General features: G+C 72.1%; 23 protein-coding genes. 13 read left to right on the top strand and 10 right to left on the bottom strand.

The annotated features are described in order from the left end of the window. Positions 1-57 precede the first annotated feature (57 nt). A complete protein-coding gene (locus ACGF8B_RS23015) occupies positions 58-276 on the top strand; it encodes a hypothetical protein (RefSeq protein WP_392741492.1) in 219 nt (72 codons plus the stop codon). Positions 277-534: 258 nt separating this feature from the next. On the opposite strand, the gene ACGF8B_RS23010 is transcribed toward ACGF8B_RS23015, so the two are convergent. Continuing rightward, positions 535-1,545, bottom strand: a complete 1,011-nt coding sequence (locus ACGF8B_RS23010) for a threonine/serine dehydratase (protein WP_392741490.1) — start codon at positions 1,543-1,545, stop codon at positions 535-537. Between the two features lie 268 nt (positions 1,546-1,813). Here ACGF8B_RS23010 and ACGF8B_RS23005 point away from each other — a divergent pair, with 268 nt between their 5' ends. Beyond that, positions 1,814-2,254, top strand: coding sequence for a peptidoglycan-binding domain-containing protein (locus ACGF8B_RS23005; protein WP_392741488.1), 441 nt, complete (start codon positions 1,814-1,816; stop codon positions 2,252-2,254). A gap of 67 nt (positions 2,255-2,321) precedes the next feature. Here ACGF8B_RS23005 and ACGF8B_RS23000 read toward each other — a convergent pair whose 3' ends face one another. Both ACGF8B_RS23000 and ACGF8B_RS22995 read right to left on the bottom strand, forming a co-directional pair. Beyond that, positions 2,322-3,101, bottom strand: a complete 780-nt coding sequence (locus tag ACGF8B_RS23000; protein ID WP_392741486.1) for a helix-turn-helix domain-containing protein — start codon at positions 3,099-3,101, stop codon at positions 2,322-2,324. Between the two features lie 11 nt (positions 3,102-3,112). Further along, positions 3,113-3,925, bottom strand: a complete 813-nt coding sequence (locus tag ACGF8B_RS22995; RefSeq protein ID WP_392741483.1) for a helix-turn-helix domain-containing protein — start codon at positions 3,923-3,925, stop codon at positions 3,113-3,115. 177 nt (positions 3,926-4,102) lie between these two features. Here ACGF8B_RS22995 and ACGF8B_RS22990 point away from each other — a divergent pair, with 177 nt between their 5' ends. Then, on the top strand, positions 4,103-4,438 hold the full coding sequence (locus tag ACGF8B_RS22990; RefSeq protein WP_342282172.1) for a DUF4333 domain-containing protein: 336 nt from the start codon (positions 4,103-4,105) through the stop codon (positions 4,436-4,438). Here the strand turns inward: ACGF8B_RS22990 and ACGF8B_RS22985 are convergent. Genes ACGF8B_RS22985 through ACGF8B_RS22975 form a run of 3 tightly spaced genes read right to left on the bottom strand, consistent with a single transcriptional unit; the run spans position 4,419 to position 6,191 of the window. Then, positions 4,419-5,678: an NAD(P)/FAD-dependent oxidoreductase gene (locus ACGF8B_RS22985; protein WP_392741480.1), complete on the bottom strand. Its 1,260-nt coding sequence runs from the start codon at positions 5,676-5,678 to the stop codon at positions 4,419-4,421. The two genes, ACGF8B_RS22990 and ACGF8B_RS22985, sit on opposite strands and share 20 nt — an antisense overlap. 56 nt (positions 5,679-5,734) lie before the next feature. Next, positions 5,735-5,911 carry a DUF397 domain-containing protein gene (locus tag ACGF8B_RS22980; protein ID WP_342282170.1) on the bottom strand — a complete coding sequence of 59 codons (177 nt, stop codon included), beginning with the start codon at positions 5,909-5,911 and terminating at the stop codon, positions 5,735-5,737. Continuing rightward, positions 5,835-6,191 (bottom strand): Scr1 family TA system antitoxin-like transcriptional regulator, encoded by a 357-nt coding sequence (locus ACGF8B_RS22975; RefSeq protein WP_392741476.1) that lies wholly within the window; start codon positions 6,189-6,191, stop codon positions 5,835-5,837. Before ACGF8B_RS22975 ends, ACGF8B_RS22980 begins: the two co-directional genes overlap by 77 nt. Here ACGF8B_RS22975 and ACGF8B_RS22970 point away from each other — a divergent pair. Together ACGF8B_RS22970 and ACGF8B_RS22965 are read left to right on the top strand one after the other, a co-directional pair. After that, the gene (locus ACGF8B_RS22970; protein WP_392741473.1) at positions 6,162-6,383 is read left to right on the top strand and encodes a hypothetical protein; all 222 of its coding nucleotides are present in this window, start codon (positions 6,162-6,164) and stop codon (positions 6,381-6,383) included. The two genes, ACGF8B_RS22975 and ACGF8B_RS22970, sit on opposite strands and share 30 nt — an antisense overlap. Further along, positions 6,380-6,856, top strand: coding sequence for an ATP-binding protein (locus tag ACGF8B_RS22965; protein ID WP_392741470.1), 477 nt, complete (start codon positions 6,380-6,382; stop codon positions 6,854-6,856). Before ACGF8B_RS22970 ends, ACGF8B_RS22965 begins: the two co-directional genes overlap by 4 nt. Here the strand turns inward: ACGF8B_RS22965 and ACGF8B_RS22960 are convergent. Together ACGF8B_RS22960 and ACGF8B_RS22955 are read right to left on the bottom strand one after the other, a co-directional pair. Then, positions 6,793-7,695, bottom strand: a complete 903-nt coding sequence (locus ACGF8B_RS22960; RefSeq protein ID WP_392741467.1) for an RNA polymerase sigma-70 factor — start codon at positions 7,693-7,695, stop codon at positions 6,793-6,795. The genes ACGF8B_RS22965 and ACGF8B_RS22960 overlap by 64 nt on opposite strands. Before the next feature lie 41 nt (positions 7,696-7,736). Continuing rightward, on the bottom strand, positions 7,737-8,894 hold the full coding sequence (locus tag ACGF8B_RS22955; RefSeq protein WP_392741464.1) for an NAD(P)/FAD-dependent oxidoreductase: 1,158 nt from the start codon (positions 8,892-8,894) through the stop codon (positions 7,737-7,739). Positions 8,895-9,140: 246 nt separating this feature from the next. Between ACGF8B_RS22955 and ACGF8B_RS22950 the strand changes: the two genes are divergently transcribed. Next, entirely contained in the window at positions 9,141-9,545 is a 405-nt protein-coding gene (locus ACGF8B_RS22950) for a hypothetical protein (protein ID WP_392741462.1), read from the top strand. Positions 9,546-9,681: 136 nt separating this feature from the next. Here the strand turns inward: ACGF8B_RS22950 and ACGF8B_RS22945 are convergent, their stop codons facing one another. After that, a complete protein-coding gene (locus tag ACGF8B_RS22945; protein WP_392741459.1) occupies positions 9,682-12,972 on the bottom strand; it encodes a S41 family peptidase in 3,291 nt (1,096 codons plus the stop codon). A 175-nt stretch (positions 12,973-13,147) separates the two neighbouring features. On the opposite strand from ACGF8B_RS22945, the gene ACGF8B_RS22940 reads away from it, so the two are divergent. Both ACGF8B_RS22940 and ACGF8B_RS22935 read left to right on the top strand, forming a co-directional pair. Next, positions 13,148-13,720 (top strand): TetR/AcrR family transcriptional regulator, encoded by a 573-nt coding sequence (locus ACGF8B_RS22940; RefSeq protein WP_392741456.1) that lies wholly within the window; start codon positions 13,148-13,150, stop codon positions 13,718-13,720. Between the two features lie 220 nt (positions 13,721-13,940). Continuing rightward, on the top strand, positions 13,941-16,157 hold the full coding sequence (locus ACGF8B_RS22935; protein WP_392741454.1) for an MMPL family transporter: 2,217 nt from the start codon (positions 13,941-13,943) through the stop codon (positions 16,155-16,157). A 221-nt stretch (positions 16,158-16,378) separates the two neighbouring features. On the opposite strand, the gene ACGF8B_RS22930 is transcribed toward ACGF8B_RS22935, so the two are convergent. Continuing rightward, entirely contained in the window at positions 16,379-16,729 is a 351-nt protein-coding gene (locus tag ACGF8B_RS22930; protein ID WP_342283840.1) for an SsgA family sporulation/cell division regulator, read from the bottom strand. 319 nt (positions 16,730-17,048) lie between these two features. On the opposite strand from ACGF8B_RS22930, the gene ACGF8B_RS22925 reads away from it, so the two are divergent. The 5 genes from ACGF8B_RS22925 (at position 17,049) to ACGF8B_RS22905 (ending at position 21,673) form a co-directional block, all read left to right on the top strand. Continuing rightward, complete coding sequence (locus ACGF8B_RS22925; protein ID WP_392741451.1) at positions 17,049-18,113, top strand: energy-coupling factor ABC transporter permease; 1,065 nt, start codon at positions 17,049-17,051, stop codon at positions 18,111-18,113. A 1-nt stretch (position 18,114) separates the two neighbouring features. Continuing rightward, positions 18,115-18,876 (top strand): cobalt ECF transporter T component CbiQ, encoded by a 762-nt coding sequence (gene cbiQ / locus ACGF8B_RS22920; RefSeq protein WP_392741448.1) that lies wholly within the window; start codon positions 18,115-18,117, stop codon positions 18,874-18,876. Beyond that, complete coding sequence (locus tag ACGF8B_RS22915) at positions 18,873-19,643, top strand: energy-coupling factor ABC transporter ATP-binding protein (RefSeq protein WP_392741445.1); 771 nt, start codon at positions 18,873-18,875, stop codon at positions 19,641-19,643. The genes cbiQ and ACGF8B_RS22915 overlap by 4 nt, the downstream gene beginning before the upstream one ends. Before the next feature lie 66 nt (positions 19,644-19,709). After that, complete coding sequence (locus ACGF8B_RS22910) at positions 19,710-20,876, top strand: serine hydrolase domain-containing protein (protein WP_392742021.1); 1,167 nt, start codon at positions 19,710-19,712, stop codon at positions 20,874-20,876. Beyond that, the gene (locus ACGF8B_RS22905) at positions 20,873-21,673 is read left to right on the top strand and encodes an SDR family NAD(P)-dependent oxidoreductase (RefSeq protein ID WP_392741443.1); all 801 of its coding nucleotides are present in this window, start codon (positions 20,873-20,875) and stop codon (positions 21,671-21,673) included. The genes ACGF8B_RS22910 and ACGF8B_RS22905 overlap by 4 nt, the downstream gene beginning before the upstream one ends. Positions 21,674-21,682: the final 9 nt, after the last annotated feature.

The following is a 21,682-nucleotide window of genomic DNA, read 5'->3' as shown; positions in this document are numbered from 1 at the left end:
CGACGCTGAACGAGGTCCTCACGGACCGCCCCCAAGCATCCACTAGGAGTGAACAGCATGGGTATCGCAGACCAGTTCAAGGACAAGGCGCAGCAGCTCGCCGACGAGGCCAGGAAGAAGGCCGAGGAAGGCCGGAACAAGGGCCAGGAGCGGATGGGCACCGAGGGCCGGGAGCGGACGCAGAACGTGTCCGAGCGGGCCTCGAAGACGTCGCAACAGGGCCGTGACAAGGCCCGGGGCACCGCGGACGAGCTCCGCGAGCGCCGCGAGCGCTGACGAGCCTCCGCGACACTGCGCGTTGTACGTGAGGGGCGCGCCCGGATCTCCGGGTGCGCCCCTTCCGCGTGGCGCGGACCGGGGGCCGGCGGCCTCGGTCCCGACGCTCTCGGTCCCGGTGGCCCCGAGGCACTCGGTGGCCCGAGGCCCCGGTGGTCCCGGCGGCCCCGGTGGTCCCGAGGCCCCAAGGTCCCGGTGGTCCTGGTAGTGGTCTTGGCGGTCTCGCCCAGCCCCGCCCCGCCCCGGCCCGGTCTGGTCTCAGTCCTGGTCCGTGGCCGGGTGCACCAGGTCGCTCGGGTCGGTGTTCGCCCCGCACAGCACCACGGCGATCCGCTCGCCTCCGCGCGGCCGGTAGCCGCCCGGCGCGGTGAGTGCGGTCAGGGCGGTGGCGGCGGCGTGCTCGACGGCGACACGGCGGTGGTCCCACAGCGCCTGGCGGGCGCGGACGATCTCGCCGTCCGGCACCAGGACGGAGTGGACGTCGTTCTCGTGTGCGGCGTGCAGGGCCAGGGCGGTGGCCCGTCGGGCGCCGAGGGAGTCGACGGCGACCGAGTCGACGGTGACGTCGACCGGGCCCCCGGCGTCCAGGGCGGCGTTCAGCGCACGGCAGTTCTCCGGCTCGACGGCGACCGTGCGGATGCCGTGGTGCCGGGCGGCGGTGGCGACGCCGGCGAACAGACCGCCGCCACCGACCGAGACCACCACGGTGTCCAGGCCGGGGATCCGGGCGTGGATCTCCTCCAGCAGAGTGCCGGCCCCGGCGGCGATCAGCGGATGGTCGTAGGCGTGCCCGGCGAGCGCGCCGGACGAGGCGGCGAACTCCTCGCACGCCTCCAGGGCCTCGGCGTACTCCGCGCCGACGAGCCGCACGTCCGCCCCGTAGCCGCGCAGCTTGGCGACCTTCACCGCCGGGGCGACGCTCGGCAGGAACACCGTGGCCCGTACGCCCTGCTGCTGGGCGGCCCATGCGCAGGCCAGCCCGGCGTTGCCGCCGGAGGCGATGGTCACGCCCGCGTCCGGCAGGGTGCCCGCCTCGCGGTGGGCCTGGATGAAGTTCTGCGCGCCGCGCGCCTTGAAGGAGCCGGTGTGCTGCATGAACTCCAACGCGTACCAGAGTTCGTAGGGCTCCTCGGACCCCGCGCGGAGCGTGTCCTGCGCGCCGGGTGCGACGGTGACCGGGCGGATGCGTCCGGCGGTCCGTTCGGTGGCGGCCTTGATGTCGTCGTACGTGAGGTTGTTGCCGAACAGGTCCGTGTCCCGGTCGCCCATGTCTTTCCACTCCAGCAGTCGTCGAATCGACCAGCTTATGCAGCGGCCGGCTCCGATGCGGTGCGGGCCCTTCCCGACGCCGTCCGCGTCCCACCGTCCCACCGTCCCGCGACGCCCTCACCATGTGCGACGTCCTCACAGGTCACAGCGTGGGACGTCCCCCGAGCGCGTCACCTGCCCGGCGGCCCTGGCAGCCCCTCCTCCCCGCCCCGCAATGTGGTTGCGGAGCCGGCCGACGGGGCCGGTTCGACTTCGGGGAGGGAACAGAATGCGAACCATGACGAGGGCGTTCGTCGGCGTCACCACCGCCATCGCGATCGCCGGTGGGGGAGTGGCGGCCGCAGGCACCAGCTTCGCGGCGACCGGTCAGGCGACGAACGCGGCGGCGAGCGCCACGGCCGTCACCCCGCAGGCGATCGTCAACCTCGGCCTCAACGCCACGCAGGCCAAGAAGCTCCAGCGCGACCTGAAGGCCAACTGGGGCTACAAGGGTGCCATCGACGGGCAGCTCGGCCCGGACAGCTGGAAGGCGATGCAGCGCTTCCTGAAGCAGTGGGGGTACAACGACGGCATCGACGGGATCGTCGGCCCCAACACGGTGAAGGCGATCCAGCGCTGGCTGAAGGCCAACTGGGGCTACACGGGCGGGATCGACGGCGTCGCCGGTGCGGGCACCAAGGCCGCGCTGAAGCGGTACTGCAACTCCTGAGTCCGTCGTACGCGCCGGGGGCGGGCTGTGCGGTCCCCGGCGCGTACGGTCCGTTCGTCCGGGGGATTCAGCCCGTGAAGCACTCGGGGCGACTGCCCGGAACCTCCAGGCAGATCCTGGTGCCCGCCCCGCTGTCACCGGCGGCCATCGGTGTCGCCAGGTACTGCCCGGCGTCGCGGCCCCCTTCGGCCGTGACCCGCTGGGTGTGGCCGGTCGGCAGCGACAGTTCGACCCGGTCGCCCGGCAGCAGCCCGGTGGACCGCACCCACACGGTGTGGCAGAGCCGGGCATGGCGCAGCTCCAGACGCCGCCCGCCGGACGCGGTGTGGGTGGCGAGGGTGGTGATCATCCCGGCGCCGCCGCAGCCCATCGCCACGGGGCTCCGGCCCTCGCAACCGGCGGCCCGGCAACCGGGGTTGCGCACGAGCGGTTCCGTGGCGGCGCGGGACCGCCCGTCCGGCCCTCCGTCGAGGAGGGCGGCCGCGGCCAGACAGGCCACCACCACCCCGGCCACGGCGACCGCCCACCACCGCACGCCCGAGCGGGAAACGGGGGCGGGCCGGCCGGTGGCGGCCCGGTCCGGTTCCTCCGGTACGGGTGCGGGCACGGGCCGGGCCCGTCCGCTCCACTCGGCGTCCGCCAGCTCCCAGAGCGCCAGCAGCCGGCCGGCCGGCGTCCCGGTCAGTTCGCACAGCGCCTCGACCGCCTGGCGCGGCACGGGCTTCTTGCCGTTGAGATAGCGCTCCCACGACGACTTGCTGTACGGGGTACGGGCCGCCAGTGCGGCCAGGCTCAGCCCGGACCGGTCCCTGATCTCCCGCAGCCGCTCCGCCAGTTGGCCGCTCACGACCGGGACCGTCATCGGCGCAGCTCCCGCCAGGTGTCCGGGCCGATGATGCCGTCCACGACCAGGTGGCGTGCGCCCTGGAACTTCTTGGCGGCACCCTTGGTGCGCTCGTCGTACAGCCCGTCGAAGACGCCGGGGCTGAAGCCCTTCTCACGCAGCAGGCACTGGGCCTCCACCACGTCGAACCCGGTGCTGTTGATGTCGAGCAGCATCTCGTGGGTGTCGCTGTGCCCCGCCCGCAGCTCGCCGCCCTTGCGCCGTACGTCGCAGGCGTAGGTCTGCCCGCGCAGGTAGCCGGACCCGGCCGCCACGGCACCGGCCTTCTCCGCCGGGGCGCCGTCGTCCCACGCCCCCGCGACCAGCAGCCCGCCCCCGAAGGAAACGGCGACGGCCAGCGCCACCGCCCCGAGCGTCCACTTCAGCGGCACGGTGCGCCCCGCCCGGGGCGGCGTCTGCTCCTGTTCGTCCTGCTTCTGTTCGTCCTGTTCCTGCTCGTCCTGTTCCTGGTCGTCCCGGCCCTGCTCCCGCGTCGGCTGGTCAGGCCGTCCGGCAGCTTCCTCGGTGCGGGCCCGCTCGGCGACCTCGTACAGCACGACGAGCCGGGTGGGCTCCGTACCGCAGACCTGCGCCAGTTCCTCGACCGCCTTGCGCGGCACGGGCTTCTTGCCGTTCAGATACCGTTCCCACGAGGAGCGGCTGTAGCTGGTCCGGGTCGAGAGCGCGGCCAGGCTCAGGCCGCTGTGGTCCTTCAACCTGCGTAAGTGGGCGAGAAGTTGGCGTTCGCTGCTGGGCAGCTCTGTGGGCAGCTCTTTCCATCGCGGCATGCGGATTCCCCCCGGTTCTTCCTGCCGTTGCCTTAAATAGTGGGGTATCCGGGCTCCACGCGCGAGGAGTTGACGCCCTCGGGCGACGCCGTCCCCGTGGTCGGGATACGGGTGGAACCGGTGTCGATCACGGAAGTGCACTTGTCCGCGCGGCCGTGGAGCCGGTAGGAACCATGCGTGACCGATCAAGGGAAATTCGCGCGCGCTGTCATAGCCCTCTCGTCCGTCGTCGTCGCCGGGTGTGCCCTCACCGTGACGATCAAGGTGATGAACACCGATACCGAGGCGCTCTACCCGCCGCGGCTGCTGGACCAGGAAGCGGTGGAACTGCAGGTCGCCCGGGCCGCGCGAGGGCCGAAGAACCCGTCCAGGGACGGGGTGAAGTGCCCGACGGCCATGGAGGCCAAGAAGGGCAACAAGTTCGACTGCGACGTCCTGGTCGGTTACAACGACAAGACGGTCACGGTCGAGGTCCTCGACGACCAGGGCGATCTCAGTACGACCGCCTCCTGACGTTGACGGCCAGAGCCCTGCCCACTGCCACGGGGCTCAGGAACCGCAGCGGACCGATCAGCCGGGCCGCGAACATGTACATGTGCCGCGCCATCGATGCGTCGCGCGCCGCCGCCGCGAACATCAGCCGTTCCATGGCCTTGAACGGGCGGGACCTGGCGTAGTCGACGGCCAGTTGCTGGTGACCGGTCAGCCGTCGCCGGTGCCTGCGTGCGTACGTCGTGAGGGATGCGTCGAGGTCTTCCCGCAGCCCGGTGGCGGCCGGGGCGGCCGGGGCGACCGCCTCGGCCAGCCATTGCGCGGTCTGTAGGGCCCACCCGCATCCCACTCCCCACAGCGGGTCGCTGGTGAGGGCGGCGTCGCCGATGAGCGCGACGCCGGGTGCGGTCGGCCTGCGGGTATGGAGCGGGTAGTCGACCGTGCCGATGAACTTCGATACGCGCTCGGCGGAGTCGATGGGCGGCGCCTCGGGCAGGGCGCGGACGAATTCCAGGAAGCTGCCCTCCAGGTTCTCCTTGAAGGCAGGCAGCCGCTTCTTGTCCGGGAGCACCGCGAGGACCGTCACTCCGTCGTCATTGGGGAACGCGTACGCCATGTCGGGTTCGAGGAACCAGGCCTGACCGATCCCGTCGACCAGCGGCAGGTCGCGGAAGTGCGCGAGATAGCCGAACCGCCCGTTCGCGTAACTCTTGGTGGGCACCTCGGCGAACTTCGCCACGGCCGAGTCCTTGCCATCGGCCCCGACCACCAGCCGGGCCCGGATCTCACGCTCGCCCTGCGGCGTCGAAACCCGCACCCCCACGGCCCGCCCGGCTTCCCGGACCAGCCCGGTCACCCGGTGGCCGAGCAGCAGATCGACCCCGGGGGTCTCGGCGGCAAGGGACCTGATCAGCGGATCGAGGGTGCTGCGCCGCACGTTGTACCCGTGCGGCAGCTCGGGACCCTCCGGTGCGGCCTTCGGCTCGATCCATCCCCAACGGGTATGCCAGCGGGCGTCGTTACGGACCGCCCCCGCCTCCTCAAGAGCGGGTACGAGGCCGAGCTCGTCCAGCACCGGGTAGGCGTTGGCCGTGATGGAGTGGGTGCAGAGCACCTTGTACGCCTCGGGGTCCGAGCGGCGTTCCAGCAGTGCGACGCGGACGCCGCGCCGAGCGAGCAGGATCGCGGCGGCGCTGCCGGCGAGGCCCGATCCGCTGATGACGACGTCGTACTCGGGTCCGGCGCTGTCAGGGATTGTCATGTGCCGATCATCCCGCAATTCCGGCTGGTTACCCGGCTTTTGGCCCGGGGAGTGCGTCAAGCCACCTTGACGGCCTCGACGAACGGCGTCCAGGCGGACGCGGGGATGAGGAGCACGGGTCCTTCGGGGCGCTTGGAGTCGCGGACGGGGGCGAGGTCAGGGTGTCCGTCTGCGACTTCGAGGCAGTTGCCGCCGGAGACGTGACTGCTCCTGTACCCGATCGCAGTATTCAAGTCCGGTGACGTGAATGCCATTTCGGTATTCCTCTGCCGCTTTCTCGATCATGGCGAGGGAATTCTCCGGCGGTAAGGCGGTGGCCATCAGAAGGTCGTACGACCTCCGATACTGCTTCACGAGGCTTGGATCGTCGACCGCGACTCCGTGGTACTGGCCCTCCGTGTAGGCGAGCGGGGGAGCGTCCGGCTCCGTGCGGCAGCGTGTGAGGCATTCGTCACAGTCGGCAACGAAAGGTGGACTTCCCCCATGGACGACACGTACGGCCTCACCGGCCACGACATCGGCCCGGACATCGACGCGCTCCGTTCCGCGCTCGCCGCGCACGGCATCACCCTGCCGACGCTCGGTGTCGATCCGCTGACCTTCGCCGCGCGGTCGACCCGGCCGCCGCTGGTCTCGCTCGGGAACTGCAATGTGGCGACCGCGCGCCGGATGGCCGAGGTGCTGCGTTCGGCGGCCGGGGGATGAGCCCGTTGCCGATCGCGGTGGACCTGCTCGCCGTGCCGAAGGCCGTACCGGAAGTGCGGCGCACCCTGCGGGAGCGGTGCGGGGGTGTGGACTCGCCCGATCTGCTGCTCTGCGTCAGCGAGTTGCTGACCAATGTGATCGTGCATCTCGGGGAGGGGACGCCGGTCACGCTCCGGGTCAGCGGCACGCGGACCGGCAGGGTCCGGGTCGAGCTGAGCGACCCCGAGCCGTGCGCCTGGCCGGCACTGCGCAACGCGGCCGGTGGTGACGAGTCGGGGCGGGGGCTGGTGCTCGTGGACGCGTTGGCACTGCGGTGGGGGATCGAGCAGCGGCCGTACGGGAAGACGGTCTGGTGCGAGCTGCGGGCCCCCGGCCCGCTCCTCGACGAGGGGCGGGCCGGTGAAGGAGGTCAGCGCAGGGTGAGCGGGGTCTCGGAGCCGACGCGGGTCAGCTTCTCCGGGTTGCGGACGTAGTAGAGGCCGGTGATGTGGGCGTCCTCGATCCGGAACGCCACGACGCCGTCGATCACGCCGTCCAGGCGCAGCAGGAACGCCGGGTTGCCGTTGGCCAGGGTGGGGCTGATGGTGATCGTGGCGGTGTTCTTGCCGGTGCCGCCGACGAGGTAACGGGCCACCTTGTCGGCGCCGATGATCGGCCGTCGGGCGGCCTGCTTGATGCCGCCGCCGTCGCCGAGGAGGACCACGTCGGGGGCGAGCACGTCCAGGAGGCCCTGGAGGTCCCCGGTCTCCAGGGCGCGCCGGAACGAGTCCACCGCCGCCCGGGACACGCTCGCCGGGACCGTCGCACGGGGGCGGCGGGCATCGACGTGCTTGCGGGCGCGGTGTGCGATCTGGCGGACGGCCGCGGGGGTCTTCTCGACGGCGGCGGCGATCTCGTCGTAGTCGACGGCGAAGACCTCGCGCAGCACGAAGACGGCGCGCTCCGTCGGCGACAGGGTCTCCAGGACGAGCATCAGGGCCATCGACACGCTCTCGGCGAGCTCGACGTCCTCGGCCACGTCCGGCGCGGTGAGCACCGGTTCGGGAAGCCAGGGGCCGACGTACGCCTCCTTGCGGCGCGACAGCGTGCGCAGCCGGTTGAGGGACTGCCGGGTGGTGATCCGGACCAGGTAGGCGCGCTGGTCCTGCACCTTTTCCGGGTCGACCTCGACCCATCGCAGCCAGGTCTCCTGGAGGACGTCCTCCGCGTCGGCCGCCGACCCCAGCATTTCGTAGGCGACGGTGAAGAGCAGGTTGCGATGGGCGACGAAGGCCTCGGTCGCCGGGTCGGTGGTGGCGTGGTCGTCGTTCACTTCTTGCCTCTCCTCGGCGATCAGCGCTCGGCCCGCGGGGCTCAGGCCGTTTGCCCGGCGGTGGCCGGTGCCTCGGCGCGTCCGGCACGCGGGCCGCTCTTGCGGGCCTCGGTCACCAGCTGCTTGACGGTGGCCCTGCAGACGATCTCCTTGAGCTTCGCACCCGGGCGGCCACCCAGGAGCAGCGGGATCGCGTGGTCGTTCACGGAGGCGAACTGGAAGATCCCGGTGCGGCGGCCCAGGCTCATGCACTGGCCGGCGAACCGCACCTTCAGGGGTGCGGGCCGCTCGCCCGCGATCCGGCTGAGCACCGTGCGGGCGGCGCGCGAGCCCAGCTGGCCCGCGGCCTGGCAGCTCATCCGGAACGGCGTGCCGGCCGGTGCCGCCGCGTCCCCGGCCGCGACGATGCGCGCGTCGTCCACGCTGGTCAGCGTCTCGTCGGTGCGCAGGCGGCCCACGGCGTCGGTGGACAGCCCGCTGCGGGCGGCCAGGTCCGGCACGCTGAATCCGGCGGCCCAGACGGTGACCCCGCTGGGGAGTTCCCGGCCGTCGTCGAGCCGTACGGCGTCGGCGGTCACGGCGGCCACCCGCGCTCCGGGGCCCTCGACCACGGTCACCCCGAGCCCGGCGAGGGTCCGGGCGACCGCGCGGCGGCCCCGGGGGTGCAGATACGGGCCGAGCTCCTCGCCGCAGACCAGGGTCACGGCCCGGCCCTCCTCGGCCAGTTCGGCGGCGGTCTCGATGCCGGTCGGGCCCGAGCCGACCACGGTCACCGGGGCCGTCGCGGGTGCGGCGTCCACCAGCGGGCGCAGCCTCCGCGCCTCCTCCAGAGTGGCGATCGGGTGGGCGAACTCCGCCGCGCCGGGCACGTCCGGTGCGGCGCTGGAGCTGCCCACCGCGTAGATCAGGTAGTCGTAGCCGACCGTCGAGCCGCCCGTCAGTTCCACGCCGCGCCCGGCCGCGTCGATCGTCGCCACGCTGTCGACCACCAGCCGGACGTTCCCGGCCAGGACCTCCGCGTAGTCGACGACGGCGTCATTGCTGCCGCCGACCAGCTGGTGGAGGCGGATGCGCTCGACGAAGTCGGGGCGCGGGTTGATCAGTGTGACGGTCACGTCGGCCTGCTGGGCCAGCCGGTTGGCGGCGGTGACGCCCGCGTAACCTCCGCCGATCACGACCACGCCGGTGTTCTTGTTCATGGTGTCTGCGTCTCCGTCCGGTTCCGTTGCCTGCTTACGGCATCAAGACACCGGACGGAGGAGAGCTGTGACAGGGCGTGAGCCAGATCACCCAGGCCGCCCCCGTAACGCCTGGTTGACCGGCGTCAGGCGTCCGGGTGAGGTGCCTCTCCACATACGGTGAATCACTATGTGTGTCTGATTGACTCCGGAAGGTTGCGAAGGCTTGCCTACGAGCCTTTGGGCCTTTCCTCAAGGAGAACTTGCATGTTCAAGAGCAGGGGTGCCCGCTCTCTCGTCCTCGGCGCTGTGGGCGTGTCCGTCCTGGCGGTCACCGCCGGGGTGGCCGTTGCTGTGGCCGACAACGTCAGGGCCCCGTACGCGCAGGCCGGCGCGACGGTCGAGAGCAACGGCACGGTGCGGCTCGCCAAGGGGGTCGAGGACGTCAAGCGCCTGGGCCCCGGTGATTACTGCGTGACCTTCAGCGACCCCGACTTCGCTCCGAACAAGGTCCTCCCCAGCGTCACGTCGCTCAGTCGCGGCAAGGTCGTGGCCTACTCGTGGGGGTCTGCCGGTACCAGCTGTGACATGACCAAGCGGCAGGCCAGGGTCTGGGCCACGGACACCGACGGCAACGTCTCCGACGCCTGGTTCTCCATCGTCATCCACTGATCGGGCTCACCGGTCAGTGATCGCTGATCGCTGAACACCGACGCCCGCCGGCCTGCTTCCGGCCGGCGGGCGTCTCGTTCGTGTGCGTCACATCGCGCCGTGCCGCCCGGGAACGCGGCCGACGCGGCCGACGCGACTACCTCGGCGGCAGCGGCGGCCGTCGCCGGTCCGGGACGTCGTCGTACGTCGGCGGGGTCGCGGCCGGCTGGGCGGCCAGCAGGTCCAGGGCGACCCGTACCGCGTCGTCGAGTACCGCGTACCGGCCCTCCGCCCAGTCGAGGGGGGTGCGCAGCGCCTCCAGGTCCGGTTCGACGCCGTGGTTCTCGACCGACCAGCCGTAGGTGTCGAACCAGGCCGCGTTCATCGGCACCGTGATCACCGTGCCGTCGCCGAGCCGGGTCCGGCCGGTCATGCCGACGACGCCGCCCCAGGTCCGCTGGCCCACCACCGGGCCGAGCTTCAGCAGGCGGAACGCGGCGGTGATCATGTCGCCGTCGGAGGACGTCGCCTCGTCGGCCAGGGCGACCACGGGGCCGCGCGGGGCGTTGGAGGCGTAACTGACCGGCTGGGCGTTGCGGGTCAGGTCCCAGCCGAGGATCCGGCGGGTCAGCTTCTCGACGACCAGCTCGCTGATGTGTCCGCCCGCGTTGCCGCGCACATCGACGATCAGGGCCGGGCGGGACACCTCCATGCGCAGGTCCCGGTTGAACTGCGCCCAGCCCGAGCCGCCCATGTCGGGGATGTGCAGATAGCCGCACTTGCCGCCGCTCAACTCCCGTACCACTTCCCGGCGTTTGGCCACCCAGTCCTGGTAGCGCAGCGGCCGCTCGTCGACCAGCGGTACGACGGCGACGCGGCGGGAGCGGCCCTCGTCCCCGGCCGGGCGGAAGGTCAGCTCGACGGTGGTGCCGCCCGCCGCCGTGAGGAGCGGGTACGGTCCGGTCACCGGGTCGACGGGGCGGCCGTCGACATGGGTGAGGACCGCACCCTCCCGGATGCCCGTACCGGCCAGCGGGGAACGGGCCTTGGAGTCGGAGGAGTCGCCCGGCAGGATGCGCCGGATCATCCACTCGCCGTCCCGGCACACCAGGTTCGCGCCGAGCAGGCCGATCGCCCGCTGGTAGTGCGGCGGGCCCTCGTTGCGGCGGGCCGGGGCCACATACGCGTGCGAGGTGCCGAGCTCGCCCAGGACCTCGCGCATCAGATCGGCGAACTCGTCGGGGGAGGCGACCCGTTCGACCAGCGGGCGGTACTGGTCGAGCACCGCCGTCCAGTCGATGCCGCACATGTCCGGCTCCCAGAAGTAGGAGCGGATGATGCGGCCGCCCTCCTCGTACGCCTGCCGCCACTCCGCCGCCGGGTCTACCTCGTGCAGGATGCGGCGCAGGTCCAGGTAGACGGTGGTGTCGCTGTCGCCGGTCTCGGTGGCGGGCACGGCGCGCAGCTCGCCCTCGTCCATGACGACCAGCCGGCTCGCGTCGCCGCTGACCGCGAACCAGTCGAGATGGGAGACCAGTTCGGTCTTCCTGGCCCTGGTGATGTTGAAGTGTTCGAGGGTGGGGCGGCCCGACATGTCCGACGGGTTGGCGAAGGTCTCGCCGAGCGCGCCGGAGATCGGCCACCGCAGCCAGACCAGCCCGCCGCCGCTCACCGGGTGCAGGGCGGAGTACTTCGACGCGGAGACCGGGAAGGGCGTCACCCGGTTCTCCAGGCCCTCGAACTCGACGGTGACCGTCGACGGCCCCTCGCCCGTGCCGATGTCGGGGGTGTCGTCGGCCGGGTCGAGCCCGCCCGCCGCCGGGCGGCCCTCCGGGGACAGGGCGAACGGGGAGGGCGTGGCGGAGGAGAGCGGCACCAGGTACGGGCGGCAGCCCAGCGGGAAGGAGAGGTCGCCGGTGTGGACGTCGTACACCGGGTCGAAGCCGCGCCAGGACAGGAAGGCGAGATAGCGGCCGTCGCCCGTGAAGACCGGGTTCTCGTCCTCGAAGCGGCCGTTGGTGACATCGACGATCACGGGCGCGCCGGTGCCCAGGATGCGGGCCAGCTTGATCTGGCGCAGCGAGCGGCCGATGCCGGGGTGGGACCAGGTCAGCCAGGCGCCGTCCGGGGAGAACGCCAGGTCGCGGACCGGGCCGTTGATGGAGCGGATCAGCTCGGTGGGTTCGCCGGTGGAGGTCTCCTCGTCGGTGTCCAGGAGCAGCAGCCGCCCGTCGTTCGTGGCGATGGCCAGGCGTTCGCCGTCCGGGTCGGCGATCAGTTCCTGCACCCTGCCGACCTGGCCGGAGGCCATCCGGCGCGGCTCGCGGTCGCCGCTGGCACGGGGCAGGTACGCGATCTCGATGGCGTCCTCGCCGTCGGCGTCGGTGACGTAGGCGACCTGGCCGCCGCTGCCGAGCATCTCGGGCAGCCGGACCCTGACCCCCGGGGTGTCGGCGATGGTGCGGGCGGGGCCGTCGCGGTGGGTCAGCCAGTACAGGCTGCCGCGTACGGTGACGGCGCTGGCCCGGCCCGTCTCGTCCACGGAGAGCGAGTCGACGTTGCTGGCGGCCGGGACCTGGTGGACGCGCCGCCCGGTGCGCGGCCCGCCGAGCCGGACCGACAGCTTGCGCGGCACCGCGTCCGGCGACGCCAGGTCGTCCACCAGCCACAGATCGCCCGCGCACTGGTAGACGACCCGGTGCCCGTCGCTGGAGGCGTGCCGGGCGTAGAAGGCGTCGTGGTCCGTGTGGCGGCGCAGATCGCCGCCGTCGGGGCGGCAGGAGTAGAGGTTGCCGACGCCCTCGTGGTCGGAGAGGAAGGCGATCCGGCCGCCGACGAACATCGGTGAGTCGAGATGGCCGCCGATGTCCGGGAGCAGCCGCTTGCCGTGCAGCCACAGCCGGCCGGTCGCGCCGCCCCGGTAGCGCTTCCAGGCGGCGGGTTCGTGCGGCGGGGTGCCGGTGAGCAGCAGGGTGCGCCGCTCGTCGTCGATGTCGGCGACGTCGATGCCGGAGACCGGGCCCCAGGGCAGCTTGCCGCCGGGGCTGCCGTCGGTGGGGACGCTGTAGGCCCAGGAGACGTGCGAGAACGGCTGGCTGTGCGAGGACACGGCGAGGATCTGGGCGGCGTCCCCGGGATCGGGGGTCCAGCCGCAGACCCGGGTGTCCGTCGACCCCCAGTAGGTGAGCCGGCGGGCCGGGCCGCCCTCGACCGGGACGAGATGGATCTCGGGATCGAGGGTGCGCCAGGTCGTGTACGCGATGCGGCTCCCGTCGGGGGAGAAGCGCGGATGGCTGACCCTGGTCCGGTCGATGGTCAGCCGCCACGCGCGGCCGGGCGGCTGCCCCTCGGGCGCGAGGGGGGCGACCCAGAGGTCGTCCTCGGCCGCGAAGCAGAGCAGATCGTCGTGGAGGTGCGGGAAACGGAGATACGCGGCGTCGTCACTCACCCTCCAATGCTTTCCGCGCGGAAGGGCCCCGGCAACTCGTGACGCGGTACCGGTTGTGGTGCGGAACACAAGCGAAACGTTTTCGTTTCGCTGGACGGCCGGGGTACCGTCGATGTGTACGAAACAGTTTCGTTCGATTGACTGACGTACGAGAACCCGAACAGGAGGTCGACACGTGGCACGCACCCGGCTCACACCCGAGCGTGAGAGCGAGCTGTACGCCGCCGTGCTCGACCTGCTCCGCGAGGTCGGTTACGACGCCCTGACCATGGACGCCGTCGCCGCCCGCACCCGTTCCAGCAAGGCCACCCTCTACCGCCAGTGGGGGAGCAAGCCGGAGCTGGTCGTCAAGGCCCTGCGGCACAACAAGCCGGTGTCCCTCGAAGAGATCGACACCGGGTCGTTGCGCGGCGACTTCCACGCCGTGGTGGGCCGTACCGACGACTGCCAGATGGAGAAGGACTCCGCGCTGATGCGGGGCCTGAGCCATGCCGTCCACGAGAATCCCGATCTCTACCAGGCCCTGCGCGACCTGCTGATCGAGCCGGAGATGACCGGCCTCGACCTGCTGCTGCGCCGAGCCGTGGACCGGGGTGAGGTGCGTCCGGACAATCCGGCGCTGAAATACGTCTCACACATGCTGATCGGCGCTTTCGCCGCCCGGCAGCTGGTCGAGGACCGCTCGGTCGACCAGGCGTTCCTCAACGATTACGTCGAATCCGTGGTCTTCCCCGCCCTCGGAGTCTGACGCCCCGGACCGCCCCGCGTGGTCCGTCCCCGTCGTACCGCCCCGCGTGGTCCGTCCCCGTCGTACCGCCCCGCGCGGTCCGTCCCTGCCGCACCGCCCCGCGCGGTCCGTCCCCGTCGCACCGCCCCTCCCCAAGCCCCACCTGACACGTCGCTCTCGTCGTCGGGCTGGTTCCTCACGCCCTTTTCCACTCACACGACCTGACCGGGAGTACGCCCCCGTGGCCACATTCCTCTACAAGCTCGGACGGCTCGCCTTCCGGCGCCGCCGCTATGTCGCCCTGATCTGGGTGGCACTGCTGGCGCTCGCCGGATTCGGCGCGGCCTCCGCGTCCACCGCCACCTCCAGCTCCTTCTCGATCCCGGGCACGGAGGCGCAGCGCGCCTTCGACCTGCTGGAACAGCGCTTCCCGGGAGGCAGCGCCGACGGTGCGACCGCCCGGGTCGTCTTCAAGGCGCCCGACAACGGGAAGATGTCCGACCCGGCGAACAAGGCCGAGGTCGACAAGGTCATCGGCGAGCTGAAGTCGGGCTCGGACCAGATCGCCTCGGTCTCCGACCCGTACACCGCCGGTGCCGTCAGCAAGAACGGCTCCACGGCGTACGTCTCGGTCTCCTACAAGGTCAACTCGATGGAGCTGACCGACGAGACCCGTGAGGCACTGGAGGACGCGGGCCACGCGGCGCAGAAGAGCGGGATGACCGTGGAGATCGGCGGTGACGCGCTCATGGTGATCCCGGAGACCGGGGCCACCGAGATCATCGGTGTCGCCCTCGCCGCGATCGTGCTGGTCATCACCTTCGGCTCGCTGATCGCCGCCGGGCTGCCGCTGCTCACCGCCCTGATCGGCGTCGGCATCGGTGTCTCGACGATCACCGCGCTGGCGAACGTGCTGGACCTGGGCTCCACCACCTCCACCCTGGCGATGATGATCGGCCTCGCGGTCGGCATCGACTACGCGCTCTTCATCGTCTCCCGCTACCGCGCCGAGCTGGCCGAGGGCAGGGAACGCGAGGAGGCGGCCGGACGGGCCGTCGGCACGGCGGGCTCCGCCGTCGTCTTCGCCGGTCTCACCGTCGTCATCGCGCTGGTCGGTCTCGCCGTCGTGAACATCCCGATGCTGTCGAAGATGGGCTTCGCCGCGGCCGGCACCGTCGCCATCGCCGTACTGATCGCGCTCACCCTGGTCCCGGCCCTGCTGGGCTTCGCGGGGAAGCGGGTCCTGGGACGCAAGGCGCGCAAGGCCGCCGGCGCCCCGGCCGGCACCGAGGACAAGCCGAACATGGGCACCCGCTGGGCGCGGTTCGTGCTGCGCAAGCCGGTGTGGGTGCTGCTGGTCGGCGTCATCGGCCTGGGCGCGGTGGCCGTACCGGTCGCCTCCCTGGAGATGGGCCTGCCCGACGAGGGCTCCCAGCCCACCAGCACCACCCAGCGGCGCGCCTACGACCTGCTGTCCGACGGCTTCGGCCCCGGGTTCAACGGGCCGCTGATGGTCGTCGTCGACACCGCGGACAGCTCCGACGGCAAGACCGCCGCCAAGCAGGTCACCGACGAGATCTCCGGCATGAAGGGCGTCGTCGCCGTCACCCCGGCCCAGTTCAACAAGGCCGGCGACACCGCGATGATCACCGTGGTCCCGAAGGACCGGCCGAGCTCCGTCGACACGGAGAACGTGGTCCACGCGATCCGGGACGCGGGCAAGGACATCAAGTCCGACACCGGCGCCGAGGTCCTGGTCACCGGCTCCACCGCGATGAACATCGACTTCTCGCAGAAGATGAACGACGCGCTGCTGCCCTACCTGGCGCTCGTCGTCGGCCTGGCCTTCCTGCTCCTGATGGTGGTCTTCCGGTCGGTGCTGGTGCCGCTGAAGGCGGCCCTCGGCTTCCTGCTCTCGGTCGTCGCGGCCCTGGGCGCGGTCGTCGCGGTCTTCCAGTGGGGCTGGCTCGGCTCGCTCTTCGGCGTGGAACAGCCCGGCCCGATCATGTCGATGATGCCGATCTTCATGGTGGGCGTGGTCTTCGGCCTCGCGATGGACTACGAGGTCTTCCTCGTGACCCGGATGCGCGAGGCGTACGTCCACGGCGAGAAGCCCGGCCAGGCGATCGTCACCGGCTTCCGGCACGGCGCCCGGGTCGTCACGGCCGCGGCCGTGATCATGATGGCCGTCTTCGCCGGCTTCATCGGCTCCAGCGAGCAGATGGTCAAGATGATCGGCTTCTCGCTCGCCATCGCCGTCTTCTTCGACGCGTTCGTGGTCCGTATGGCGATCGTGCCCGCGGTCCTGGCCCTGCTCGGCCACCGCGCCTGGTCGCTGCCGCGCTGGCTGGACCGGATCCTGCCGAACGTGGACGTGGAGGGCGAGGGGCTGCGTGAGCAGCTCGACGAGACGCCCGGCGGTGAGAGCGGGGGCGAGCGCGAGCTGACCCGGGTCTGAGCCGCGAGGCGAGAGCCGCGACGAGTCTCCGGGCCCGCGTCCGAGCGGAGCGCGGCCCCGGAAGCGCCGGTTACCTGTGGGGACGGGGGACCGGGGCAGTGGGAGAAGCCCCCGTGCGAGCGGCACGGGGGCTTCTCCCATGCGGTTCCGGGCCGGCCCGCCCGGCACGGTCCGAACGGGACGCCCCGAGGGCTGTCCCGCCAGGAATTGCGGGACAGCCCTCAGGCGTGCGCGGGCGGCTTGGTGCTCTCGGTGTGCGTCCGGTGCAGGAAGCGGATCAGCGGGGCGCTGTCGAACTGCACCACCTCGACGCCGTCGGCCGAGTGGTTCTCCACGACCAGCTGGGTCCGTCCGCACGGCCAGACGCGGATGCCGCCGCGCTCGGTGGGGCCGCGCAGTCCGCCCTCCAGCAGATCGCGGCCGAACGCCCAGTCGGCGCCGCCGGGGAAGGCGACATGGACGGTGCGCGGGTCCTTGTCGGCGTCGTACAGCAGGTCGACCGGTATCGCCGGGAGATCGGGGGTGTCGTTGACGAGCCAGGCATCCGCCTGCTCCTGGATCACGGGGGGCATGACACGACTCCTCCTGTGTGTACTGCTTCGCCCTCCAATGTCCCACATTTCCGGCCACTGGCGCGGGGAACAGCTGCGCACGGGTACGGGGGACGCGGCTGCGCACGGGTGCGGGAACGGCTGCGCACGGGTGCGGGGGACGCGGCTGCGCACGGGTGCGGGAACGGCTGCGCACGGGTACGGGGGACGCGGCTGCGCACGGGTGCGGGGAACAGTTGTGACGGAGTCGCTCTTGCGAAGGGTTTGCAACAAGGCCCTATCATTGAGCGGTTCACGACATCGTCCGCGGCCGCGCACGACCGCAGGAAGCGGAGCCCCCATGCATGTACCCGACGGATTCATCAACGCGCCCGTCTCCGCCGCCGCCGGAGTCGTCGCCGCGGGTGCGGTCGCCGTCAGCCTGCGGGGCGCCCGGCGGGAGCTGGACGAGCGCACCGCGCCGCTCGCCGGTCTGGTCGCCGCGTTCATCTTCGCCGTGCAGATGCTGAACTTCCCGGTCGCGGCCGGCACCAGCGGACACCTGCTGGGCGGGGCGCTGGCCGCGATCCTGGTCGGGCCGTACACCGGCGTGCTCTGCGTGACCGTCGTCCTGCTCATGCAGGGCATCCTCTTCGCCGACGGCGGCCTCACCGCGCTCGGCGTGAACGTCCTCGACATGGGCATCACGACCACCGTCGTCGCCTACGCACTCTTCCGCGGACTGCTCGGGGTGCTGCCGAAGACCCGGCGCTCGGTGACCGCCGCGTCCTTCGTCGCCGCCCTGGTCTCCGTACCGGCCGCGGCCGGCGTCTTCACGCTGATCTACTGGATCGGCGGTACCACCGACATCCCGATCGGCAAGGTCTTCACCGCGATGGTCGGGGTCCATGTCCTGATCGGCATCGGCGAGGCCGTGATCACCGCGCTGACCGTCGGCGCCGTCATCGCCGTACGCCCCGACCTGGTGCACGGCGCCCGCGGGCTCGGCTCCTCGCTCAAGCTCCGGATCGACGGCGAACTGGTCGACGCCCCGGCCCCGGCCACCTCCCCGGCCGCCCCGGTCGCCGCCCGCTCGCACCGGAGGATCTGGGCCGCCGGCCTGGTCACCGCCCTCGTTCTGGCGGGCTTCGTCTCGTACTACGCCTCCTCCAACCCCGACGGCCTGGAGAAGGTCGCCGCCGACCAGGGCATCGACAGGAAGACCGAGGAGCACGCGGCCAAGGACTCCCCGCTCGCCGACTACGGCGTCAAGGACGTGTCCGACGCGCGGATCTCCGGCGGCCTCGCCGGGGTCATCGGCGTCGCCGCCACCGTCGTCGTCGGCAGCGGAGTCTTCTACGTGGTCCGCCGCCGCCGTACGCCGGACGCCCCCGCGGACACCACGCACGACACGGAATCCGTCTGACATGGGCGCGGGACACGCGCACAGGCTCTACCGGCACGGCCACTCGCCGATCCACGACCTGCCGCCGCACTGCAAGATCGCCGCCGCCTTCTGCTTCGTCGTGGTCGTCGTCTCGACGCCCCGCGAGTCGATGTGGGCGTTCGCGCTGTACGCGGTGCTGCTCGGCGTGGTCACCGCACTGGCCCGCATCCCGGCGGGCCTTCTGCTCAAGCGGCTGCTCATCGAGGTGCCGTTCGTCGCGTTCGCGCTGCTCATGCCGTTCGTGGTGCCCGGCGAGCAGACCCACGTACTCGGCCTCTCCGTCAGCGTCCCCGGCCTCTGGGGCGCCTGGAACGTCCTCGCCAAGGGCACCCTCGGCGTCGCCGCCTCCGTGCTCCTGGCCTCCACCACCGAACTGCGCTCGCTGCTGCTCGGCCTCCAGCGGCTCAAGCTGCCGCCGCTGCTCGTCCAGATCGCCTCCTTCATGATCCGGTACGGCGACGTCATCACCGACGAGATGCGCCGGATGTCGATCGCCCGCCGCTCCCGGGGCTTCGAGGCGCGCGGCGTACGGCAGTGGGGCGTCCTGGCCAAATCGGCGGGCGCCCTGTTCATCCGGTCCTACGAGCGCGGCGAACGCGTCCACCTCGCGATGGTCAGCCGCGGCTACGCCGGATCCATGCCGGTCATCGACGAGGTGACCGCCTCCCGCACCCAGTGGGCGTACGCCGCGGCACTCCCCGTCCTCGCCCTCGCCGTCTGTCTGCTGGGATGGACCCTATGAACCGGCCCACCGCCCCCGCCCCGTCCCTGGAAGTCAGCGGCCTCGCCTACGCCTACCCCGACGGCCACCAGGCGCTCTTCGGAGTGGACCTCACGGTCGCCCGGGGCGAACGCGTCGCCCTGCTCGGCCCCAACGGCGCCGGCAAGACCACCCTCGTCCTGCACCTCAACGGCATCCTCGACGCCGGGGCGGGCACCGTCCGGGTCGCCGGTCTCCCGGTCGGCAAGCGCGACCTCGCCGAGATCCGCCGCCGCGTCGGCATCGTCTTCCAGGACCCCGACGACCAGCTCTTCATGCCCACCGTCCGCGAGGACGTCGCCTTCGGACCGGCCGCCTCCGGGCTGCGCGGCGCCGAGCTGGAGGCACGCGTCACCGAGGCGCTGGAACAGGTCGGCATGGCCGAGTACGCGAACCGCCCGCCGCACCACCTCTCCTTCGGCCAGCGCCGCCGCGTCGCCGTCGCCACCGTCCTCGCCATGCGGCCGGAGATCCTCGTCCTGGACGAGCCCTCCTCCAACCTGGACCCGGCCTCGCGGCGCGAACTCGCCGACATCCTGCGGTCCCTGGACGTCACCGTGCTCATGGTCACGCACGACCTGCCGTACGCACTGGAGCTCTGCCCGCGCGCGGTGATCCTCAGCGAGGGCGTCATCGCCGCCGACGACCGCACCCAGGACCTGCTCTGCGACGAGAAGCTGATGCGCGAACACCGCCTGGAACTGCCCTTCGGCTTCGACCCGCGTTCCGTGACTGTGAACATGAGGTGACCTGCCACTCCTGCCGCCCGCGACGGGATGCACCATGGGGGGATGAGCGGGAGCGCAGGAGCAGACGTGGACGTACGCGGCACGGTGGCGGCCGGATTCGAACCGGTCAGGGATGCCTTCATCCGTAACTTCGAACAGCGCGGTGAACGCGGCGCGGCCGTCACCGTCTACCGGGACGGGCACAAGGTCGTCGACCTCTGGGCCGGTACGAGAGACGTCGACGGCGCCGAACCCTGGGCCGTGGACACCGTGCAGATCGTCCGCTCGGCGGGCAAGGGCATCGCCGCCGCCGTACCGCTGCTGCTGCACCAGCGCGGCCAACTCGACCTGGACGCCCCGGTCGGCACGTACTGGCCGGAGTTCAAGGCGGCCGGCAAGGAACGCGTACTCGTCCGCCACCTCCTGTCCCACCGGGCGGGCATCCCCGCGCTCGACTGCCCGCTGACCCCCTCCGAGGCGGCCGACGGGATCTCCGGCCCGCAGGCCGTCGCCGCCCAGCGCCCCCAGTGGGAACCCGGCACCGACCACGGCTACCACGCCCAGACCTACAGCTGGCTCATCGGCGAACTGGTGCGCCGGGTCACCGGACGCACCGTCGGCCGCTGGATCGCCGAGGAGATCGCCCGCCCGCTCGGCCTGGACTTCTGGTTCGGCCTCCCGGCGGACGAGGCACACCGGGTGGGCCGGGTCGGCCCGGTCGAGACGCCCGCCGCGGGCGACGGCAACGGCGGCGTCCTGCGGCTGCGCCCCAAGCGCTCCGTCAGCGAGGCCTACCGCGACCCGCAGTCCCTCACCCGCCGCGCCTTCGGGGCCATCGACCCGCTCCCCGACGAGAACGACCCCGGCTACCGGGCGGCCGAACTCCCCGCCTCCAACGGCATCGCCACCGCCCGCGCGCTGGCCCGCTGCTACGCCGCGATGATCGGCCCGGTCGACGGCCACCGCCTGTTCGCCCCGGCCACCCTCACCCTGGCCCGCACCGAGGAGTCCGCGGGCCCCGACCGGGTCCTGGTCGTCAACACCCGATTCGGCCTCGGCCACATGCTCCACGGTCCGGCGTCCCCGCTGCTCGCCCCCGGCTCGTTCGGCCACCCCGGCCGGGGCGGCTCCCTCGGGTTCGCCGACCCCGAATCCGGCATCGCCTTCGGTTATGTGACGAACGGTCTGCAGAAGGGAGTAACCGCCGACCCCCGTGCCCAGGCCCTGATCAGGGCAGTACGGTCGGCGCCATGACTACTCCACACCCCACGGGTCCGCGATTCGACGGCCACGGCGTACTCATCACCGGAGCGGGCCAGGGCATCGGCGCGGCCACGGCCCGCCGACTGGCCTCGGAGGGCGCCCGGGTCCTGGTCACCGACCTGCAAGGGGACCGCGCGGAGCGCACCGCCGCCGCGATACGCGAGACGGGCGGCGCCGCCGAGTCGCTGCCCTGCGACGTGGCCGACCAGGCGGCCGTCGAGGCGGCGGTGGCCCACGCGGTCGCCGCCTTCGGCTCCCTGGACGTGCTGGTCAACAACGCGTACTCCTGCACCAGGGACGTCCCGCTCTTCGAGGACGAGCCCGACGAGTCCTGGCAGCGCGACCTGGACATCACCCTCACCGGCCCCTACCGCTGCGCCCGCGCCGCCCTCCCGCACCTGGTGGCCTCCGGCCGGGGCGCGATCGTCAACATCGGCTCGGTCAACGGCGAGCAGGACTTCGGCAACCACGGCTACAGCGCGGCCAAGGCGGGCCTGGCCAGCCTGACCCGCACCCTGGCCGGCCACGCGGGCCCGCGTGGCGTCCGCGTCAACCTGGTCGCCCCAGGCACGATCCGCACCGCCGCCTGGGCGGGCCGCGACGCGGAACTGACCCGGGTGAGCGCCGTCTACCCCCTCGGCCGGGTCGGCGAGCCGGAGGACATCGCCTCCGCCGTCGCCTTCCTCGCCTCCCGCGACGCGGCCTGGATCACCGGGACGACACTGCGCGTGGACGGCGGGCTGACGGCGACGAACTACGGGTTCCGGCAGGCGGTCGCGGGGGCCTGACCGAGGCGG

This window comes from Streptomyces sp. NPDC047917 (assembly GCF_043204345.1).
Taxonomy (GTDB): Bacteria; Actinomycetota; Actinomycetes; order Streptomycetales; family Streptomycetaceae; genus Streptomyces; species Streptomyces sanglieri.
The sequence above is the reverse complement of the archived record's forward strand: the minus strand, read 5'-3'. Positions and strand labels throughout refer to the sequence as shown.

Excerpts from the sequence above, each read along its gene's own strand:
- ACGF8B_RS22985 (WP_392741480.1), bottom strand. The coding sequence starts at position 5,678 with ATGACAATCCCTGACAGCGCCGGACCCGAGTACGACGTCGTCATCAGC.
- ACGF8B_RS22955 (WP_392741464.1), bottom strand. The coding sequence starts at position 8,894 with ATGAACAAGAACACCGGCGTGGTCGTGATCGGCGGAGGTTACGCGGGC.
- ACGF8B_RS22950 (WP_392741462.1), top strand. The coding sequence starts at position 9,141 with ATGTTCAAGAGCAGGGGTGCCCGCTCTCTCGTCCTCGGCGCTGTGGGC.
- ACGF8B_RS22925 (WP_392741451.1), top strand. The coding sequence starts at position 17,049 with ATGCATGTACCCGACGGATTCATCAACGCGCCCGTCTCCGCCGCCGCC.
- ACGF8B_RS22905 (WP_392741443.1), top strand. The coding sequence starts at position 20,873 with ATGACTACTCCACACCCCACGGGTCCGCGATTCGACGGCCACGGCGTA.
- ACGF8B_RS22965 (WP_392741470.1), top strand. The coding sequence starts at position 6,380 with ATGAGCCCGTTGCCGATCGCGGTGGACCTGCTCGCCGTGCCGAAGGCC.
- ACGF8B_RS23010 (WP_392741490.1), bottom strand. The coding sequence starts at position 1,545 with ATGGGCGACCGGGACACGGACCTGTTCGGCAACAACCTCACGTACGAC.
- ACGF8B_RS23005 (WP_392741488.1), top strand. The coding sequence starts at position 1,814 with ATGCGAACCATGACGAGGGCGTTCGTCGGCGTCACCACCGCCATCGCG.
- ACGF8B_RS23015 (WP_392741492.1), top strand. The coding sequence starts at position 58 with ATGGGTATCGCAGACCAGTTCAAGGACAAGGCGCAGCAGCTCGCCGAC.
- ACGF8B_RS22915 (WP_392741445.1), top strand. The coding sequence starts at position 18,873 with ATGAACCGGCCCACCGCCCCCGCCCCGTCCCTGGAAGTCAGCGGCCTC.
- cbiQ (WP_392741448.1), top strand. The coding sequence starts at position 18,115 with ATGGGCGCGGGACACGCGCACAGGCTCTACCGGCACGGCCACTCGCCG.
- ACGF8B_RS22970 (WP_392741473.1), top strand. The coding sequence starts at position 6,162 with ATGGACGACACGTACGGCCTCACCGGCCACGACATCGGCCCGGACATC.
- ACGF8B_RS22995 (WP_392741483.1), bottom strand. The coding sequence starts at position 3,925 with ATGCCGCGATGGAAAGAGCTGCCCACAGAGCTGCCCAGCAGCGAACGC.
- ACGF8B_RS22930 (WP_342283840.1), bottom strand. The coding sequence starts at position 16,729 with ATGCCCCCCGTGATCCAGGAGCAGGCGGATGCCTGGCTCGTCAACGAC.